Origin of the sequence: Azohydromonas aeria, from assembly GCF_009760915.1 — a bacterium.
GTDB lineage: Bacteria > Pseudomonadota > Gammaproteobacteria > Burkholderiales > Burkholderiaceae_C > Azohydromonas > Azohydromonas aeria.
This window is the reverse complement of sequence record NZ_VIDQ01000021.1, coordinates 1-18,327: the sequence shown is the minus strand read 5'-3', so window position 1 is coordinate 18,327 and position 18,327 is coordinate 1. Positions and strand designations below refer to the sequence as shown.

Annotated in this window: 14 protein-coding genes; 9 read left to right on the top strand and 5 right to left on the bottom strand. The window is 66.2% G+C overall.

What is annotated here, in order from left to right:
- The first annotated feature begins 15 nt into the window (after positions 1 to 15).
- Positions 16 to 1,530, top strand: coding sequence for an NAD-dependent succinate-semialdehyde dehydrogenase (locus FJ694_RS14395; protein ID WP_157267940.1), 1,515 nt, complete (start codon positions 16 to 18; stop codon positions 1,528 to 1,530).
- Between the two features lie 467 nt (positions 1,531 to 1,997).
- Positions 1,998 to 2,960 (top strand): porin, encoded by a 963-nt coding sequence (locus tag FJ694_RS14390; protein WP_157267939.1) that lies wholly within the window; start codon positions 1,998 to 2,000, stop codon positions 2,958 to 2,960.
- A 106-nt stretch (positions 2,961 to 3,066) separates the two neighbouring features.
- Here FJ694_RS14390 and FJ694_RS14385 read toward each other — a convergent pair whose 3' ends face one another.
- The gene (locus FJ694_RS14385) at positions 3,067 to 4,014 is read right to left on the bottom strand and encodes a LysR family transcriptional regulator (protein WP_198320836.1); all 948 of its coding nucleotides are present in this window, start codon (positions 4,012 to 4,014) and stop codon (positions 3,067 to 3,069) included.
- 374 nt (positions 4,015 to 4,388) lie between these two features.
- On the opposite strand from FJ694_RS14385, the gene FJ694_RS14380 reads away from it, so the two are divergent.
- The gene (locus FJ694_RS14380; RefSeq protein ID WP_157267937.1) at positions 4,389 to 4,592 is read left to right on the top strand and encodes a hypothetical protein; all 204 of its coding nucleotides are present in this window, start codon (positions 4,389 to 4,391) and stop codon (positions 4,590 to 4,592) included.
- A gap of 483 nt (positions 4,593 to 5,075) precedes the next feature.
- Positions 5,076 to 6,401, top strand: coding sequence for an NAD(P)/FAD-dependent oxidoreductase (locus FJ694_RS14375; protein WP_157268002.1), 1,326 nt, complete (start codon positions 5,076 to 5,078; stop codon positions 6,399 to 6,401).
- A gap of 203 nt (positions 6,402 to 6,604) precedes the next feature.
- Here FJ694_RS14375 and FJ694_RS14370 read toward each other — a convergent pair whose 3' ends face one another.
- The gene (locus FJ694_RS14370; protein WP_157267936.1) at positions 6,605 to 7,543 is read right to left on the bottom strand and encodes a 2-hydroxyacid dehydrogenase; all 939 of its coding nucleotides are present in this window, start codon (positions 7,541 to 7,543) and stop codon (positions 6,605 to 6,607) included.
- A 351-nt stretch (positions 7,544 to 7,894) separates the two neighbouring features.
- Between FJ694_RS14370 and FJ694_RS14365 the strand changes: the two genes are divergently transcribed.
- Both FJ694_RS14365 and FJ694_RS14360 read left to right on the top strand, forming a co-directional pair.
- A complete protein-coding gene (locus FJ694_RS14365) occupies positions 7,895 to 8,761 on the top strand; it encodes an ABC transporter permease (RefSeq protein ID WP_157267935.1) in 867 nt (288 codons plus the stop codon).
- 162 nt (positions 8,762 to 8,923) lie between these two features.
- The gene (locus FJ694_RS14360) at positions 8,924 to 10,258 is read left to right on the top strand and encodes an NAD(P)/FAD-dependent oxidoreductase (protein ID WP_157268001.1); all 1,335 of its coding nucleotides are present in this window, start codon (positions 8,924 to 8,926) and stop codon (positions 10,256 to 10,258) included.
- Between the two features lie 166 nt (positions 10,259 to 10,424).
- Here the strand turns inward: FJ694_RS14360 and FJ694_RS14355 are convergent, their stop codons facing one another.
- Positions 10,425 to 11,459, bottom strand: coding sequence for a tripartite tricarboxylate transporter substrate binding protein (locus FJ694_RS14355; RefSeq protein WP_157267934.1), 1,035 nt, complete (start codon positions 11,457 to 11,459; stop codon positions 10,425 to 10,427).
- Positions 11,460 to 11,498: 39 nt separating this feature from the next.
- Positions 11,499 to 12,479 (bottom strand): LacI family DNA-binding transcriptional regulator, encoded by a 981-nt coding sequence (locus tag FJ694_RS14350; RefSeq protein ID WP_232540033.1) that lies wholly within the window; start codon positions 12,477 to 12,479, stop codon positions 11,499 to 11,501.
- 405 nt (positions 12,480 to 12,884) lie between these two features.
- On the opposite strand from FJ694_RS14350, the gene FJ694_RS14345 reads away from it, so the two are divergent.
- Positions 12,885 to 14,552: a tannase/feruloyl esterase family alpha/beta hydrolase gene (locus FJ694_RS14345; RefSeq protein ID WP_157267932.1), complete on the top strand. Its 1,668-nt coding sequence runs from the start codon at positions 12,885 to 12,887 to the stop codon at positions 14,550 to 14,552.
- Between the two features lie 1,190 nt (positions 14,553 to 15,742).
- On the opposite strand, the gene FJ694_RS14340 is transcribed toward FJ694_RS14345, so the two are convergent.
- Positions 15,743 to 16,279, bottom strand: coding sequence for a phasin family protein (locus FJ694_RS14340; protein WP_157267931.1), 537 nt, complete (start codon positions 16,277 to 16,279; stop codon positions 15,743 to 15,745).
- A gap of 332 nt (positions 16,280 to 16,611) precedes the next feature.
- Here FJ694_RS14340 and FJ694_RS14335 point away from each other — a divergent pair, with 332 nt between their 5' ends.
- Both FJ694_RS14335 and FJ694_RS14330 read left to right on the top strand, forming a co-directional pair.
- The gene (locus FJ694_RS14335) at positions 16,612 to 16,917 is read left to right on the top strand and encodes a hypothetical protein (protein ID WP_157267930.1); all 306 of its coding nucleotides are present in this window, start codon (positions 16,612 to 16,614) and stop codon (positions 16,915 to 16,917) included.
- A 116-nt stretch (positions 16,918 to 17,033) separates the two neighbouring features.
- The coding region (locus FJ694_RS14330; protein ID WP_198320835.1) for a DNA polymerase II at positions 17,034 to 18,327 on the top strand (1,294 nt) is incomplete at its 3' end.

Genomic DNA, 18,327 nt, shown 5'->3' with positions numbered 1-18,327 from the left:
CCACAGGAGTACCAGATGACTTCGATTTCCCACATCGACGGGGTGACGAATGGCGACGCGCAGGCGTTGACCTTGCAACGCGGCGACCTGCTGCTCGGCCGCCAATGGATCGGCGGCGAATGGTGCGAGGCGCGCGACGGTCAGCGTCTCGACGTCCAGAATCCTGCCACCGATGCGGTGTTCGCCAGCGTGCCGGACAGCGGTGCCGACGAGGCACGTGCCGCGGTCGACGCGGCTCATGCGGCGTTTCCCGCCTGGCGTGCGGTGCCCGCCAAGCAGCGTGCGCAGATCCTCAAGCGCTGGAACGACCTGGTGATTGCCCACCAGGAGGATCTGGGCTGCCTGATCTCGCGGGAGCAGGGCAAGCCGCTGGCCGAAGGCCGTGGCGAGGTGGCCTATGCGGCAAGCTACATCGAGTGGTTCGCCGAGGAGGCCACGCGCGCCAACGGCGACGTCATTCCGTCCCCGGTGGCCGGCCGGCGCATGTTCGCGCTGAAGGAGCCGGTGGGTGTAGTGGCCGCCGTCACGCCGTGGAACTTCCCGGCCGCGATGATCGCGCGCAAGATCGCTCCGGCACTGGCCGCGGGCTGCACGGTCGTCTGCAAGCCCGCTGAAGACACGCCGCTGACCTCCCTGGCGCTCGTCAAGCTCGCCGAGGAGGCCGGGGTACCGGCCGGTGTGTTGAACATCGTGACCGCATCGCGTGCCCGAGCCGCCGAGGTCGTGGACGTGTGGCTCGATGATCCGCGCGTGCGCAAGATCACCTTCACCGGGTCCACGCCGGTGGGCAAGCACCTCGCGCGGCGCTCGGCCGACACCCTCAAGCGGCTCTCGCTGGAGCTGGGTGGCAACGCGCCCTTCATCGTCTTCGACGATGCCGACATCGACGCCGCGGTCGATGGCCTGATGGTGGCCAAGTTTCGCAACGGCGGGCAAACCTGTGTGAGCCCGAACCGGATTTTCGTGCAGTCGCGAGTACACGATACCTTCGTCGAAAAGCTCGCGGCACGGGTCGGGGCACTGAAGGTCGGCCCGGCCAGCGATCCGGCTGCGCAGATCGGTCCGATGATCAATGCGCGCGCCGTCGACAAGATCGAGCGCCATGTGCGTGACGCCGTCGAGCGCGGGGCACGGGTCATCGTGGGTGGAACGCGGCTGCCGGCCCTGGGTGCGAACTATTTCGCCCCTACCGTGCTGGTCGGCGCTGACAGCCGCATGGCCTGTATCTGCGAGGAAACGTTTGGGCCGGTGGTGCCGGTCACGCGCTTCGAGACGGAAGCCGACGTGGTTGCCACCGCCAACGATACGCCCTTTGGCCTGGCGGCCTACTTCTATGCGTCGGATGTGCGGCGCATCTGGCGCGTGGCGGATACCTTGCAGACCGGGCTCGTCGGCATCAACGAAGGAGCGCTCGCGGCTGAGGCCGCGCCGTTTGGTGGCGTCAAGGAGTCAGGCTACGGCCGCGAAGGTTCCGTGCATGGCCTGGACGACTATCTGCAGACCAAGTACCTCTGCCAGGGCCAGCTCTGAGCTGACACCGTAAACCTTCGCGGCTGAGGCCGTGAAGGCACCGCCCGCGGCCGCAACGGCACCATGCAACATGGGCCGGGCGGCGGCGGGCGCGTTCGTTTTAGGCTCGGGAGAGCCTTTCCGACCATGCCGCCGCGCCTGGATGCCCGCCTTCGCGGGCATGACGAGGAAACATTCAGCTTTGATCAGGAGATGGCATGAAAGCCCGTTCGTACTGAGGTATCGAAGTACGAACGGGCGCTGCGGCTCGCAGCGCCAGCATGTACATCGATACGCCCGCGGGGCTGCCGCAGAGACTGCTGCGCAGCACGCCGACAACGGCAGCTTGAGCGGTGTCCGGGTGCCATTTTGAGATATGTCGCAGCGAGGTCGATGCTTCAATGAGCGCGCACTCAACGGTGTATCAAGAAGGGCGCACACGAAGCCCTTATCGAACCCAACAGGCAAGCAATCAAGTGGAGACACCCATGATCTCGTTCACCCATGTCCATCGCCTGCTCACGGCAGCGGCCCTGCTGGGGCTCGGTGCTGCACACGCGCAGTCCAACGTCACGATCAGCGGCAGCGTGGACGTTGGTGTCTACCGGGACACGGCCGACAGGACGAACGTCGGGCCGATTCAGCGCAACTACCTGCAGTTTGCAGGCTCCGAGGACCTGGGCGACGGCCTGGCGGCCACCTTCAGGCTGCGCATGCGGTTCGATCCGGACACGGGCAGCCTTGAGGGCAATGGCAGCAAGCCGTTCTGGCATGGGGAGTCGACCGTTGGTCTGAAGAGCCGTTTCGGCGCGGTTCGGCTCGGCCGCGCACTGGACGCCATACAAAGCCAGGACTGGGCTTTCGATGCCTGGGGCAACAATGACTGGATCGCGTCCCCCGCGTGGGACCTGTGGCACTGGAACTACTCGGCCGACCCCCGCGGTGGCGGCTCAGGCCGTGTAGCCAATGCGGCTTTCTACGATTCGCCTGCGTTCGCCAACACGACGCTGCATGTCAGCTACTCGCCGGAGACCGTGCCCGGCGACATCACCAAGAACCGGGCCGCATCCTTGGTCTACAGAGGCGGCACGATCCAGGCCATGGTGGGGGCGGCCAAGAACAGTTCCGGAGCGAAGGAGGGCAGCGTCGGCCTGCGGGGCAACATCGGTGCGCTGTCCTTGATGGGGGTATACAACGTCAGCGAGTCGGCCACCGAATCCAAGTCCAAGGTGGCTACGCTGGGCGCGATCTACGACTTCGGCAGGGTGGCGTTGAAGGCCGGCTGGGGCCAGGCGGACGTCGACGGCATCAAGAAGGAGCGCCTGGTGTCGGTCGGCGCCGTCTACGGCCTGTCCAAGCGCACGTCGGTTTATGCGGACGCGGCGTCCAAGCGGTTCCCGGGCCAGGACACGAAGCAGGTCTACGGCGTGGGCATCACGCACCGCTTCTGAGTCGGGTCGCCGGCCCACTGGCGCGTTGCCACGCGGTGGGCCAAACGGAAGGAAGAATATCGCGCGTTCCACGTGGATGAGAAGTCATCCTTCGTGAAGTGCGCATTCACGCTTGCTGCCCAGCGCTGGTCACTTGTGTCCACGCATTGCATCTGCGAATGGCATCCCTGAACCATTTGGCAGCAGGTTGGCGGTGCGTCCTCTCATGCCAAACCATGGAGACGGGCAGCGGGGGGACTTCGAAGGGCAGCCTGAGGACTTGAAGCCCCAGGATGCTGGCGTAGACCGGTGCTCCAATGTTGGCCATGCAGCCCAGCAGGTCGCTGTGCGCCACGGCTTGAGCCATGCCGAATGCAGATTGCGTCCTGAGCATGACGCGCCGCTGCCGGCCGATCCGCTCCAGCGCCTGGTCGATCGCCTCTTCCACGGCAAACTGGCTGGTGCTGGCATTTCCGCGGCAGACATGGCCGGATGCTATGAATGCATCGAGGTCCATGGTTCCATGGATGCTGGGGTGTTGGGCCGACGCCAAGCAGCACATCTGATCGCGATACAGCTCGACGGCGCGCAGGCCCTCGGACAGCTCCCTCAAGTACCCCACCATGAGGTCAATATCTCCGTTCTCCAGCCACTCCCGCACCCGGTTGTGATCGGGGGTCACCAGCACCAGCTGCAGGTCGGGTGCTTCCCGACGCAGCAGCGGCAACAGGTGCGGCATGAGGATGGAAACGGTGTAGTCGGTCACGGCCAGCGTCAGGCGTGCATGCGTGGTGCCGGCATCGAACTCTGTGCCGTCGGACAGGGCCTGGGTGAACGTCCGTAGCGTGTCTCGCACAACACCGCGCAGCTCCAGCGCGCGCGGTGTCGCGACCATGCCGCGGCCTGTGCGTACCAGCAGCGGATCCCGGAACAGGTCTCGCAGGCGGTTCAACGTCTGGGACATGGCGGGCTGGCTCAGCTGCATGCGTTCTGCAGCCCGCGTCACCGAGCCTTCCGACACCAGGGCGTCAAGGCAGGCCAGGAGATGCAGATCGATGCCTTTGAGGTCCTGCATTGCAAGCACGCGATTGGCCGTGACGCAGACATGGTAGTCCTCGTTCCCGTCCTGGGCAGCCCTCTCATTCCCGACCTTGGGGCACCGCCCGGGGCAGCCCATTCGCCGGACCAATTCCCGTATGCGGCGAGCTGCATTGATGGAGTTTTACGCGGGCAGTCCAATGGCATTTGGATATCCCGGCTTGGTGAGCTGAGGGAAATTCGCTCGGGCTTGTTTTGCTGTTTCAGGCCGGCCTGCAGCAATCTGCGGCACTGGACCGCAGCAAGCCCTCACACTGGCATATTCAATTGACGCGGCGAATACCGCCATCACGCACGCTAATTTTTCTGGGAGCCATTCAGGTTCTATTGTTGGAGCGAAAGGACACAGCCATGGACTCCACCCGTTCCCCCAGGTATGAGCTGCGTTTCCCCTCCTTGACCAAAAGTGCTGTTCTGATGGCATTTCCCTGCGATGCGAGGGGCGAGGTCAATATCGATCAACTCGCTGAAGACGCCAAGATCGCTTATCTGTATGCCAGGGCGTTGATCGGCCGCGAGTATCTTCTGCCGCGTGTCGAAGCGCTCGAAGCTTGAACCGATGGTTCTTTCCGCTGCCGCCGGTCTTGAGGATGCAGGCCGGCTCAGGACACTCAATGTCCCCGCTGCGCGGTGTGAGGAGCTCCCACCCGTTTGACTGCGTAACAAAGCGCGGACGCGTGCACGCTCGATGGTCGGCCCCGGTACATGCCGGTTCCTCAAGGCCGAGGTGGCCTTCGAGGACGCTGAGCGGTACCACGGCATTGTACGAATGGAGCCGTAGATCGGACCCATGCCGGTGTGGTGCAGCCCTTGAGATGGTTGCTGTCGCCACCGCATGAGCGAGAGATTTCCTGGCCGCTGAATGCTTGGCGACCCCGAAGCAGATTCCTCTTTCCACGCCCCAACAACAGCATGGCCCACTGCCAGCCGACCGCAATCCAGCAGCACCGGCTGCCCGCCCATGCCTACGATGACCGCATGAACCTACTGCTGACGATCAACCGCGCCCACGGAGTTGGATCAACCATGCCGCCCACCATGCAGCCGCCGCTGCGCAGTCTCGATAGCTCACCCCAGTTGCCGTCGCATGCCGACGTGGTCGTGATCGGCGGCGGGATCATCGGCGTGTTTGCCGCCTACTACATGGCCCGTCGCGGCCTCTCGGTGGCCGTGGTCGAGAAGGGCCGGATTGGCGCCGAGCAATCGAGCCGCAACTGGGGCTGGTGCCGACAGCAGAACCGGGATGCCCGGGAACTGCCGATGGCCACCAGGAGCCTTGAGCTCTGGGAGCAGTTCGCCGCGGACAGCGGCGAGGACACGGGCTTCAGCCGTTGCGGTCTGATGTACCTGAGCAACGATGAAGAGGAAATTGCACGCTGGGCCAAATGGCGCGACTTCGCCAGGACCGCCGGCGTGACCACGCACATGCTGAGCGGCCGCGAGGCCACCGAGCGGGGCCGGGCCACCGGCCGTGCGTGGAAGGGTGGTGTGTTTTCGCCCAGCGACGGCACGGCGGACCCGGGCAAGGCCGCCCCGGCGGTGGCGGCCGCGCTCATGAGACTCGGCGGCAGCGTCCACCAGAACTGCGCCGCGCGGGGCATCGAGCTTGAAGGCGGCCGGGTCAGCGGCGTCGTGACGGAAGCTGGAACCATCAAGACTCGCACGGCTGTGTATGCCGGCGGCGCGTGGGCCTCGTCGTTCTGTCGCCAACTGGGCATTCGTTTTCCCCAGGCCACGGTGCGCCAAACCATCGTGCGCGTGCCGCCGATGGCGCAGCAGCTGCCGGACGCCCTGCACACCGCGCGGGTGTCTGTCACCCGCCGCAGTGATGGCAGCTACAACCTGGCCATCAGCGGGCGCGGGCGGGTGGATCCGACGGCACAGTTGCTGCGCTTCGCCCCGCAGTTCCTGCCGATGTTCGCCAAGCGCTGGCGCAACGTTTTTCCGGGTGGCCTGGAAGGCATTCGTGGGGGCCACGAATCGCTCGCGCGCTGGGGGCTCGACGCGCCCACTCCCATGGAGCGCGCGCGAATACTCAATCCCAGGCCGGATGCGGCGGCTGTCAAGCAAACCTACGAGCGTGCCGTCGAGCTGCTGCCCGCGCTGGGCCACGCGGGCATCGCCAACGCCTGGGCGGGCTTCGTGGACAGCACGCCGGACGGCGTTCCTGGGATTGGCGAGGTGTGGGAGGTCCCGGGTTTCATCCTGGCCGCGGGCTTCTCCGGCCACGGCTTCGGCATCGGCCCCGGCGCGGGCCACCTGATCGCCGATCTCGTGACGGGTGCGGAGCCGATCTTCGATCCCGCACCTTACAACCCGGCGCGCTTCAAGCAGTCGGCCTGGGGCAAGGTGGCTGATTTCTGACCAGCATCGTTCTCGCCGGCGTGGGCCAGGCCGAGTATGGCCTGCCGCGCGTCGGCATGGGCCCGCTTGCGTAGGTACGCGACCCGCAAGCTGCTTCGCCACGGGTGCGCTCCACAGGATCCGGTATGGGCAAGCTGCGCTTGCATCCGCAACCCTGGCTGCTCATCGAACGGCGCCAGGAGAGGGCCCCGGCGCCTGGTCGATCAATAGCCCCGGGTTCGATCCACCAGCCCCACCATGGGCTCGCCCGCCTCGAACCGCCGCAAATTCTCCAGTACCACTTCGGCTGCGGTTGCGGGTTGCGTCATGCTCGCGATGTGCGGCGTGATGCTGATGCGCGGATGACGCCACAGCCGGTGTTCGCACGGCAGCGGTTCGGGAGCGGTCACGTCGAGCACTGCCTCGCTGAGCCGGCCTGCGTCAAGCGCGGCAATCAGGTCGTCGGCGACCAACTGAGGCCCGCGCCCGACGTGAACGAGCGCCGCACCCGCAGGCAGGCGCGCAAACAGCGAAGCATTCAGCAAGCCGCGCGTCGCATCGGTCAGCGGCAATAAGCACACGAGGATGTCGGTGCGCCGCAGGAAGTCACCGAGTTCGTCTGCGCCTGCATGGCAGCTCACGCCATCGATCGCGTGGCGCGAGCGGCTCCAGCCCGCGCAGTCGAATCCGAAAGGCAGCAGGTGCGCCAGCACGGCCTGGCCCAGCGAGCCCAGGCCCAGCACGCCGACGCGGCGTTCGTTCGCAGGTTTCACCTGCAGCGGCTGCCATTCGGCTGCCTGTTGCTGGCGCCTGTACGCGGGCATGTCGCGATGCAGGTCGAGCACGGCATGGGTGACGTACTCGACCATGCCGCGGATGATGCCGGGCTCAACCATTCGCACGACCGGCAGGTCGGGCGGCAGCGCTGCGAAGTCGATCTGGTCGACGCCGGCCCCCGACGAAAGCAGCAGCTTGAGGTTTGGAAAGCGTGTCGCGATGTCGCCCGGCGGCTCCCACGCCGCGAGGAAGCGCACGCGTGCCGGGTCGCCGATGTCTGGCCACACCCGGAAATCCAGCTCTGGCGCCCGTCGTCGGAACACCTCGGCCCACGCGCGGCCGCGTACCGGATCTGCTTTGTAGAGAAAGGTCGTATTGGGCTTCATTCGTGTCGGATCTTCGTCGAACGCAGGCCGTCATGTTGGTGGCAGTCGCGTCCCGGCGCCAGCTCTTGGAGAGGCGCAAATGCAATTCAGCAGCATGCGCCGCGGCAGCGGTCCGGTTCGAGATAAGACGGTGGTGTGGCCGGATCAAACGAACACAAATGCCGCGTGGCGGCGTTTAGCATCTTCCGAGAATTTCGCTGGGCGGTTTGATGAGCTACAACGTCACGGAGAACGTCCGGTCCGACGCTTGAGAGGCTTTCCTCATGCACGCACCGGTCCTCAGGTTGCCGCTGCAACGCATCGGGCTGGCCCTGGTGTCGCTGCTGACGGTATCGATAAGGAGTCGGAGCGATGGCGTCCCTGATCCCGCGCAATGGTCTCCGAGGCAACGCGGCCCGGTCGTGGCGCGAGCGGCTGCCGCATCTCGGGCTCACGGGCTGGCTTGGTTTCTGCATCATCGCCTTCTGGGCGCTGGCCGCCGTGTTCGGGCCCTTGCTGCTGTCCAGCAGCGGCGCGGCGGGCGGTGCCGAGGTGTTCGCGCCGATCAGCGCCGCCCATTGGCTGGGTACCGACTACCTGGGACGCGACATGCTAGCCCGCGTGATCGAAGGTGCGCGCTACACCGTGGGCGTCGCCTTCGTTGCCACGCTGCTGGCCAGCGGTACGGGCACGCTGCTGGCGCTGCTGGCCGCTGCCAGCGGGCGCTGGATCGACGCCGTGCTCAGCCGTGGCCTCGACACGCTAACCGCCATCCCGAGCAAGATGTTCGCGCTGCTGATGGTTGCCGGCTTCGGTTCCTCGGTGACCATGCTGATCGTGACCGCTGCCATCATCTACGTGCCCGGCGCCTACCGCATCGCGCGCTCGCTGGCCGTCAACGTTAACGCTCTGGACTACGTGACGGTTGCCCGCACGCGGGGCGAGGGCACGCTGTACGTCATGCTGCGGGAGATCCTGCCCAACATCGCCGGGCCGATCTTGGCGGACCTGGGGCTGCGCTTCGTCTACGTCGTGCTGCTGCTCGCGGGTTTGAGTTTCCTCGGCCTGGGCGTGCAGCCGCCGGCGGCCGACTGGGGCTCGCTGGTGCGCGAGAACATCGGTGCACTGGCCGACGGCGGCGCGGCGGTGATCGCGCCGTCGCTTGCCATCGCAAGCGTGACCATCGCGGTCAACCTTGTGATCGACAGCCTGCAGGGTGCGGTTGGCCCGCGCGGGTAGCGCGCGCTGAATGGAAGGCGCTGTTGTTGTGGACCAATTCACCTAAAACTCATGATGTTTCGTACGTCTCGAATAACACGTCGCTCACGGGCTGCTGAAGCGAATGCAGGCCTGGCCGCGGAGCGCAGTGAAGGGTTGAGCGGCTGTTCCGCTCACTTCCCGATGGGCAAGGACAAGGACTGTTCGTCACTGCACCGCATCGTCATCGTCGGCGGCGGAGCTGGCGGACTGGAGTTAGCCACCCGGCTGGGCGATACCCTGGGCCGGCGCGGCCTGGCGCAGGTGACGCTCATCGAGAAGGCGCGCACCCACTTCTGGAAGCCGCACCTGCACGAGATCGCCGCCGGCACGGTGGACCTGCACACCCACGCGGTGGACTACCTGGCGCAGTCGCACTGGCACTGCTTCCGCTACCGCATGGGCGAGATGACGGGGCTGGACCGCGAGCGCCGCGAGGTGCACGTGGCGCCGTTCATTGACCCCGATGAGGGCGAGGAAGTGACGGGGCAACGCGTCTTCGCCTACGACACGCTCGTGATCGCCGTGGGCAGCCTCAACAACGACTTCGGCACGCCGGGCGTGCAGGAGCACGCCATCCTGCTGGAGACGCCGGCACAGGCCGAGCGTTTCCATCGCCGGCTAGTCAATGCCTGCGTGCGCGCGCATGCGCAGAGTGCGCCGCTGCGCCCGGAGCAGCTGCAGGTGGCGATCATCGGCGCCGGCGCCACCGGCGTGGAGCTGGCCGCGGAGCTGCACCACACCACGCGCACGCTGGTGTCCTACGGGCTCGACCGCATCGACCCGGAGCGCGACATCCGCATCGAGCTGATCGAGGCCGGCCCGCGCATCCTGGGCGCGCTGCCCGAGCGCATGTCGGCCTCGGCGCGGGCGCTGCTGGAAAAGCTCAATGTCAGCGTGCGCACCCATGCCAAGGTCACGGCCGTCACGGCCACTGGCGTGCAGCTCGCCAGCGGCGAGACCATTCCTGCGGAGCTGGTGGTGTGGGCCGCGGGCGTGAAGGCGCCGGAGTTCCTGGCCACGCTGGACGGCCTGGAAGCCAACCGCATCAACCAGCTCGTGGTCGGCCCCACGCTGCAGACCACGCGCGACGAGAACGTGTTCGCCATCGGCGACTGCGCCGCGGCGCCGTGGCTTGGGCGCGAGGGCACGGTGCCGCCGCGCGCGCAGGTGGCGCACCAGCAGGCTTCGCACCTGGTGAAGCAGATCCGCCGGCGCATGAACGGGCAGCCGACGCAGCCCTGGCGCTACCGCGACTTCGGCTCGCTGGTGTCGCTGGGCAAGTACTCCACGGTGGGCAACCTGATGGGCTCGCTGGTGGGCGGCAACATGTGGATCGAAGGGCTGTTCGCGCGCTGGATGTACCAATCGCTCTACAAGCTGCACGAGTTGGCGCTGCACGGCGCCTGGAAGACCACGCTGGGTACGGCGGCGCGCTTCATTGCCCGGCGCACGGCACCGCGGGTGAAGTTGCATTGAATCTTTGGACGTTGCAAGTGCGTCCGACTTCACATAAATGCAAATGTATCGATATCGCGGCAGGGATCAAGCTCTTTTGCCACGGCAGTTGCACTTATATCGTAGTCGATGCGTGGGCATCGAAAGTAAAGTCGATGTTCAACCTGTAGCACTGGTTGTTGGCATCCTACATTGGCGTGACGCCTGCCTTGCGCAGCACCGGTTCCAGCTTGGACCGTTGCTGTGCCAGGAAGGCGTCCATCTGGCTGTGAGAGAGCATGTCGGTAGAGTCCACGGACTGCAGGCCGGCGGCCTCGATGCCGTTGCGCACAGCGGCATGCCGGCGCATGCTGTCCCAGGCTTCGCTTATCGGTCGCACCATCGATGGCGGCACGCCAGTCGGGGAAAACGCCGTGATCCAGGCGCTGTATTCACAGTCCTGTAGCCCGCATTCCTGAACCGTCGCCACGTCGGGCATCGAACCAAGGCGCTGTACGGCGGTCACGGCCAGCGCACGCAGTCGGCCTGACTTCACATGGGGCAGGGCAACGTTGGGCGCCATGAGCATCAGCTGCAGGTCTCCAGCGAGCAGCGCAATCAGTGCTTCGGCGTCACCCTTGAATGGCACGTACAGGAGCTGCATGCCTGTCACGGACGAGAACAGCCCGGCGGCGAGATGGGCTGTCGACCCTCGACCAGCCGTGCCACAGCTCAGCGGCTGGGGATTGGCGCGACTGAAATGCAGCAGGCCGTGCACGGAGTCCACCGGCAGCGAAGGATGAACCACCAGGACAAGCGCTGCGCCGGCCAGCACTGCCACGGGCGCGAGTTCACGCGCTGTGTCGTAGCCAGGATCTCGCAACAGCTGCGAAGCCAGCAGCGTCGAGGCCGGGCCAGCCACCAGCAACGTTTGGCCGTCGGGTGCTGCACGGGCGACGGTCCTTGCCGCAATGGTGCCACTGGCTCCGGGCCTGTTCTCCACGAAAAACGCCCGGTTGAGTACGCTGCCAATGGCTTGGCTGAACAGGCGAGCCAGGAAATCCACCGGGCCTCCGGCCGCTGCACCCACCAGCACGCGCACGTGCTGGTGGGTGTGCGAACCAACCATCCCGGCCCATGCATGGCCCGTCAGCAGCCCGGCACCAGCACCGGCAAGGAGGCGCCGCCGCGTTGCGCTGTCTGCGCAGGCGCCATGTCCTTGCGTAGTGCTCCGGTGCTTCATCGCAGCTCTGCCGTTCCCGGTGCCGCCGGCTTCGCAGGCTCAGGCGCTCTCGCGCTCGATGATGGTGAAGCCCACGTCTGTCACCCTCTGCGTCACTGTCTGGCCATCAAGGCGCTGCAGCAGCAACCGGGCGGCGATGGCACCGACCTGAGCGCCATCGATGCGCACCGTCGTCAGGGTCGGATCCAGGGTGGCCGCGAAGTCGAAGTCGCCGGAGCCCATGACGGCCAGTGTGCCGGGCACGTTGATGCCGCGTACCCGTGCCTCCGTGAGCACCCCCATGGCGAGCGAATCCGAGCTGCACCAGACGGCATCGGGCGTGTGTCGCTGCACCAGCAACGCTTGGAGCGCTGCCCGGCCCCCGGCGTGGTTCGTCGGTTCCGGAACGACATGGACCACGGGGGGCTCGAGTCCGAGCACTGCAGCACGCTCGACAAAAGCCTGTGCGCGCCGCGCCGCGCGTTCGTTGTCCCCGGACACAAGCGCCAGCCGCCCGCGGCCCCGTCCAGCCAGGAACTCGCAGGCCTGCGCCGCGATGTCCTCGTGCGACGCGCCCACGAGCATGTCCACCGGCCCATCGGTGCAGTCCCAGGTCTCCACGATCGGTATGCCCGAGCCGAGAAGGAGCTCGCGTCCTTGCTGCGAGTGCACGGTGCCCGTGATGACGATGCCGTCGGGCCGGCGCCCGATCACCGCGCGCAGCAGCTCGTCCTCATGCGTGTCGCGGTAACCCAGCTGTCCCACCAGCACCTGCAGGCCGCGCCGGCCCAACGAGTCGGTGAGCGACTGGATCATGCCGGTGAAGTGCAATCCCGCCAGCGTGGGCACCAGCACGGCAACCACGCCGGAGCGTGAGGAGCGCAGTCCGCCAGCCATCAAGTTGGGCACGTAGCCCGTGCGCGCCACCGCCTCGCGCACGCGCTCCAAAGTTCGCGGCGCCAGCTTCTCGGGCTGCTTCAAGGCCCGCGAGACGGTCATGAGCGAGACCTCTGCCAGGCGGGCGACATCGTGGATCGTCACGCTGCTCCCGCTTGGGCGCTTGGACGGCTCGATGGCAGCAGCGGAAGAGGAGGGTTTGGGTGGGCGAGGCATGACGGGCGGGATTCTAGGGAGGCAGCGTTGCACGCCAACGCATGGCGCCGTCGTGCGAGGTCCTGCCAATCACCAGGAAAACCCGGATCCCATTTGTTGATGTTAACGTTAACACTGACGCACCGTTTTGGTTCTCGTCGCCGGGCCCGAGCGTTCGATGCGATCGACACGGTGCGTCCCCGGTTTCCGTTCCGTCCTTTCCATCACGACATGAAGACACACCGCCCCCAGCTTGATCGCCTTTTCCGTCCGAGCCTGTGTGCCATCACGGCTGCTGTCCTGACTGCCTGTGGCGGCGGCCATGGCAACGGCGGCAATACGCCCGAGCCCACCGTGCCCAGCAGCGAGGCGCTCAAGAGCGCCTGCCCAACACTCTCGGGCCAGACGATCGCGGCCTCTGCCATTGGGCTGCCCAGCGGCAACGCCACCGTGACGTCGGCAACCTTCGTCGCCGCCGTGCCCCAGGCGGTCAACGGCTCCGCCACCACGCCTGCAATGCCCGACTACTGCAAGGTGCTGGGCACCATCGCACCGGTGGATCCGGCGGCGCAACTCATCAACTTCCAGGTCAACTTGCCGACCACGTGGAATCGCAAGGCCGTGCAGTACGGTGGCGGCGGATACAACGGCACGCTGGTGACAGGCCTGGCATCGCTGCGCGACGCCGCCCCCGATGACGTCCACCCGCTCACGCGCGGCTACGTCACCCTGGGCACCGACTCGGGACACCAGGCGTCCGCGTTCGCGCCCAACGCCATCGGCCAGTTCGCGCTCAACGACGAGATGCTGGCCAACTACGGTTACGCCTCCTACAAGAAGGTCAAGGACGTCTCCGTCGGGCTGATGCAGTCCTTCTACAAGGTGGGACCATCGAAGATGTACTACTTCGGCGGCTCCGAGGGCGGGCGCGAGGGCCTGACCATGGCCCAGCGCTTCCCCAACGACTACGACGGCATCGTCAGCGTCGTGCCGGTGGTGCAACTGTCGATGCTGTTCGCCTCCTACATCCCCCACCAGGTGCCGCAGTTCAACGGCGGCTGGTTGAGCCCGGCCAAGGTGCGCACGCTGGCGAAATTCGTCTCCGACACTTGCGACTCGCTGGACAACCTGGCCGACGGCGTCATCAACAACTACCTGGCCTGTCCATCGCGCGTGAACTTGCAGGCGCTGCGTTGCGTGGGTGGTGTCGACACTGGCGACACCTGCCTGTCGGACACCCAGATCGCCACCGTGACTGCAGTGCACACGCCGCACACCTATTCGTTCGCGCTGGCCAACGGGCTCACCAGCTACCCGCAGTGGGTCTACGGCAACGAGAGCTCGCCCGACACGCTCAACGGTGTGTCCTCGGTAGACGGCTTGCCAGTGACCACCATGACGCGCTGGGTCACCGGGACGGCCGCACCAACGACGGCGGTCAACGCCACAACCGACGCGCAGCAGTGGCTCTACGGCGCCAACTTCGTGCGCTACTTCATCACAAAGGATCCGAACTTCGATCCGCTAACCTACGACCCCAACAACTACCAGGCGCGCGTGCAGGCGGTGTCGGAGATCATCGACTCCAGCAACCCTGACCTCTCTGCCTTTTTTGCCCGGGGTGGCAAGCTGATCCTCCGCGAGAATATGGGCGACCTGGCGCAAAGCCCGCTGGCAGGCATCAACTACTTCAATGCCGTCGCGGCCAAGGTCGGTGCCTCCGCGGTCGAGCAGTCGGCTCGTCTGTACATCTCGCCGGCGTCTAACCACAGCGGCACGGCCACCAGCGTGACCAATGGCTCGCCGGTGCCGACGATGGTGGACCTGCTCGATCCGCTGGACCGCTGGGCAAGCGCTGACCAGGCGCCGGCGGATTCCCTGGTGCAGACGGTGAAGGCCACCACGCCGCCTTTTGCGCTGCAGGCATCACGGCCGATGTGCCGCTACCCGAACTACCCGCGCTACGTGGGCGGCGACGTCAAGCAAGCAACGAGCTACACCTGCGCGGCTTCGCAGCCATGATCGGCTGAAGTACTGGACGGCAGCACGAGATTTGTTGCTGATGCTGCCGTCTATGTTGTTTCTGTTGTCGGCACCACAGTGGAAATTATGTGAAGTCTGTTGTGCACTCAACAGCATATGTTCAACGTTGATCCATCCCGACGCTTACCCGCTGCATCGACGGGGCAACAATCGGGCGGCGGCTCAGCAGCGTCCCTTCTTCGCTTGTCCGGGCGGGCAGAAACTGCCCCCGCTACTGGGTCGCTCCCCCGGGTCAACCACGACGGACCCGGCAGGGGTATAGACGGCACATCCGTACAACGAGAACACGGCCATGGCCAGGGCAATGACGACGCGCATGGGGGAAAGCTTCTTCGAGTGGCAATGCGTGCATCGTAGCCTTCAATGACCAACGGCTAATGCGCTGCGGCATGCCTCCTCTCGCCACCCCGACGCCCGGCAGAACGCGCTGTGGACACGATGCCGTTTGGTCCAGGGGCACGTCAATGGCGAGTGGCGCTCGCCAGGCAGCCGCTGCGCCCATGTGGAAACGACAATCCAGGCTCATCGGCCAAGATGGTTGACGCCGGCCAACGTGCTGATGCCCAGCACCGCGGCCACCTGCCGCGCGCTCAGGCCGGAGTCGGCCAGTAGTTGTAGTGCTCGTCTGATCTTGCTCATGAGGACCCTTGGTGTTGGCATCGGCTCTCCGGTCAAAAACCGGCCAGCCTATGCCGCGTTAGGTCACTCAGAACACCGCGCCGGTGTCCGCGATCAGGATGGAACGCTGTCCGCCTTCAGCGTGGAACGGTGTCCGTCATCACAGCGGAATGCTGCCCGCCATCAGCGCGGAACGCCGTCCGGGATGGCGCGGAATACGCATCAACCCATCAAAACGGGCTCGGTTCCGCTGCACTGCCGCGGGCGTGCAGTGCCGGCATCCAACCGACTCCCTTTTCGGGGCTACATGCGGTGATCCCCTCCCTTCCTGACCGCCACTCACACCCCTCTCAAAACGGACCATTGCACGGCTGCATGCATTCGGCAACGTCTGCTTGGGCCGCCTGGAGAAATCGGAAGCCTGAAAAGAAAAAGCCCGGCGGATGCCGGGCAAACGGTACCTTTTGCGGATACCGAGGAGACAAGCTTTACGCCAGCTTCCCGCCGGCTACGTCGGTCGGCCAGATCAAGTCCTGGCCGAGCGTTTCGATTCAAGCAGCTTGCTGCTGCGCAGCGTTGACGGCATGGGTCGTCACGCGCTTGAAGTTGGCCTCGGCCACTTCGGCAGCCTGCTTGGCGGCTTTCTGCACACCTTCGAAGGCATTGCTGGCAGCAGCAACGGTGGACTTCACCAGGGCCACGGCATTCTCACTGCCAGCCGGCGCGCTCTTGAGCGCCGTATCCACAGCGGCCAGGGCGGTCTTCTGCAGCTCGGCCTGTTGGGCTTCGACGATCTTGCCCAGTTCGGTGCGGGTCGCAGTGACGATCTCGACCACGTGGCGGCTATAGGCCTGCGCCTTTGCGGCAGCAGGCTGCAACAGGCCGGACTGGAGGGCCAGCAGCTCCTGCGCATCCTTCACGGCCAGGACCGCGCGGGCATGGTCTGCCGCTTCGCCCAGCAGCGCCTTGGCGGCCTGCAGGTTCAGCTCGGCAGTCCTTTCCACGCCGTCGAAAGCCTTGGTGGCCAGCGCGAAGATGAATTCGATGTGGGCTTTCTGGGCGGCGGTCACTTGTTCGACGGTTTGCATGCGAGTTCCTGAAAAGAGAGCTGAAGGGCTGTGAAGCAAATTGCTGCACTGCAACATGACCGCCAGTATAGGCAAAGCCCTGCCCGTACGGAGCGCGTTTGCTGCAATGCAACATTTTTCGTTGGGGTATTCATCAAGGCCTTGGCAAGTCGCTGCGCAATGCGATCGAGGCCGTCCCTTTGCGCTGGCCACTTGGCCTTCAAGCTTCTACCGGCCTTCACACTCCGCGGTGCCCCCCCGGGACGGCTGGGCGTTGTGGGCTCGTGGCGGGGTAGCTGCTCCTGCAACCAAGGAGCTGCATTCATGAACAGCAAGCGAACACCCTTGTCGCCATGGTTCTTGTCGGCGGCCTGTACGCCGGCCTGGCCCATGCGCAAGACGCCGACGTCCATTGGTCAGTGGCGGTCGACTTGACCGAAGGTGTGCCCGTCTTCAGCCAGCGCGCGCCGACCCAAAGCTTCCCGATACCGATGGCGCGGTCTGTGCCTGTGCACATGCCGCAGGGCTATCAGCAGCCGACCCGCTGGGATGGCGTCGGCATCGCCAATCGATACGACCGCCGTGACAACCTGCGCCGTGACCTTGATGGCGATGGCGTACCGAACTGGCGCGACAGCTCAGCTGGGGGCCGGCGCTGAAGGGAAAGCGTGAACGGCAGCCGAAGTGCTTGCTTGGTTGCCTTCGTGGAAAATCCGCAGCCATAGCCGCACGGGGACCCTTCCCCTGGAGAGGGCGAGAACCGAGGTCAAAGGCGTTGGATCAGCAGCAGGGATTCGTGCTCACGCGGCACTGGCGCGACACGCCGCAGGGCACGGAAGTGGAGTTCTGGCTGGCGACCGATGACGGGCCCCGCCTGGTGCAGCTGCCCTGCCAGACCTCGGTAGCGTTCTTTCCCGCCGAGCAGCACGAGCAGGTCGCCTCGCTGCTGCGCAGCGAGCGCGACGTGGAGATCCGCCCGCTCGATCTGCGCGACTTCCAGCACCGTAGCGTGATGGGCCTGTACTGTTGGCAGCACCACCAGTTGCTGCGCGTCGAGAAGCTGCTGCGGCGCGCCCACGTCCCGGTGTTCGAGGCCGACATCCGCCCGCCCGAGCGCTACCTGATGGAGCGCTTCATCACGGCACCGGTGCGGTTTTCCGGCACGCCGGACAAGCACGGCCTGGTACGCCAGGCGCGCCTGAAGCCCGCGCCCGGCTACCGCCCTCGCCTGCGGCTGGCGTCGCTCGACGTCGAGACCAACCGGCATGGCGAGCTCTATTCCATCGCGGTCGAGGGCTGCGGCCAGCGCCAGGTCTGGGTGCTGGGCCCGCTCAGCGGCCGTGAGGAAGCGGTCGATTTCCGGCTCGACGTCGTCGAGTCCCGGGCGCAGCTGCTGCAGGCGCTGTGCGACTGGCTCGCGCGCCACGACCCGGATGCCCTCATCGGCTGGAACCTGGTGCAGTTCGACCTGCGCATCCTGCGCGAGCACGCGCAGCGCCTGCAGGTGCCCCTGCGGCTGGGCCGCGGCGCCGCCGTGATGGAGTGGCGTGAGCACGGCACGCAAGGCGGCCACTTCTTCGCGGCCGCCGCCGGGCGGCTGCTCATCGACGGCATCGAGGCGCTGCGCTCGGCCACCTGGAGCTTCGCTTCCTTCGCGCTGGAGAACGTCGCGCGCGAGCTGCTGGGCGAGGGCAAGGCCATCGACACGCCGCACGAGCGCATGGCCGAGATCGACCGCATGTTCGCCCAGGACAAGGTGGCGCTGGCCCGCTACAACCTCAAGGACTCCGAGCTGGTGACGCGCATCTTCGCGAAGACGCGCGTGCTGGACTTCCTGCTGGAGCGCGCCACCGTCACGGGGTTGCCGGCCGACCGCAGCGGCGGCTCGGTGGCGGCCTTCACGCACCTGTACCTGCCGCGCATGCACCGCCTGGGCTTCGTCGCGCCCCCCCTGGGCGAGGAGAAGCCCGGCAGCAGCCCCGGCGGCTTCGTCATGGACTCGCGGCCCGGGCTCTACGACTCGGTGCTGGTGCTGGACTACAAGTCGCTGTACCCGTCGATCATCCGCA

What these genes read in the sequence shown, in the direction of transcription:
- FJ694_RS14380 (WP_157267937.1), top strand. Translation starts at nt 4,389, where the DNA reads ATGGACTCCACCCGTTCCCCCAGGTATGAGCTGCGTTTCCCCTCCTTG.
- FJ694_RS14360 (WP_157268001.1), top strand. Translation starts at nt 8,924, where the DNA reads ATGGGCAAGGACAAGGACTGTTCGTCACTGCACCGCATCGTCATCGTC.
- FJ694_RS14355 (WP_157267934.1), bottom strand. Translation starts at nt 11,459, where the DNA reads ATGAAGCACCGGAGCACTACGCAAGGACATGGCGCCTGCGCAGACAGC.
- FJ694_RS14375 (WP_157268002.1), top strand. Translation starts at nt 5,076, where the DNA reads ATGCAGCCGCCGCTGCGCAGTCTCGATAGCTCACCCCAGTTGCCGTCG.
- FJ694_RS14335 (WP_157267930.1), top strand. Translation starts at nt 16,612, where the DNA reads ATGGTTCTTGTCGGCGGCCTGTACGCCGGCCTGGCCCATGCGCAAGAC.
- FJ694_RS14395 (WP_157267940.1), top strand. Translation starts at nt 16, where the DNA reads ATGACTTCGATTTCCCACATCGACGGGGTGACGAATGGCGACGCGCAG.
- FJ694_RS14370 (WP_157267936.1), bottom strand. Translation starts at nt 7,543, where the DNA reads ATGAAGCCCAATACGACCTTTCTCTACAAAGCAGATCCGGTACGCGGC.
- FJ694_RS14365 (WP_157267935.1), top strand. Translation starts at nt 7,895, where the DNA reads ATGGCGTCCCTGATCCCGCGCAATGGTCTCCGAGGCAACGCGGCCCGG.
- FJ694_RS14390 (WP_157267939.1), top strand. Translation starts at nt 1,998, where the DNA reads ATGATCTCGTTCACCCATGTCCATCGCCTGCTCACGGCAGCGGCCCTG.
- FJ694_RS14385 (WP_198320836.1), bottom strand. Translation starts at nt 4,014, where the DNA reads ATGCAGGACCTCAAAGGCATCGATCTGCATCTCCTGGCCTGCCTTGAC.
- FJ694_RS14340 (WP_157267931.1), bottom strand. Translation starts at nt 16,279, where the DNA reads ATGCAAACCGTCGAACAAGTGACCGCCGCCCAGAAAGCCCACATCGAA.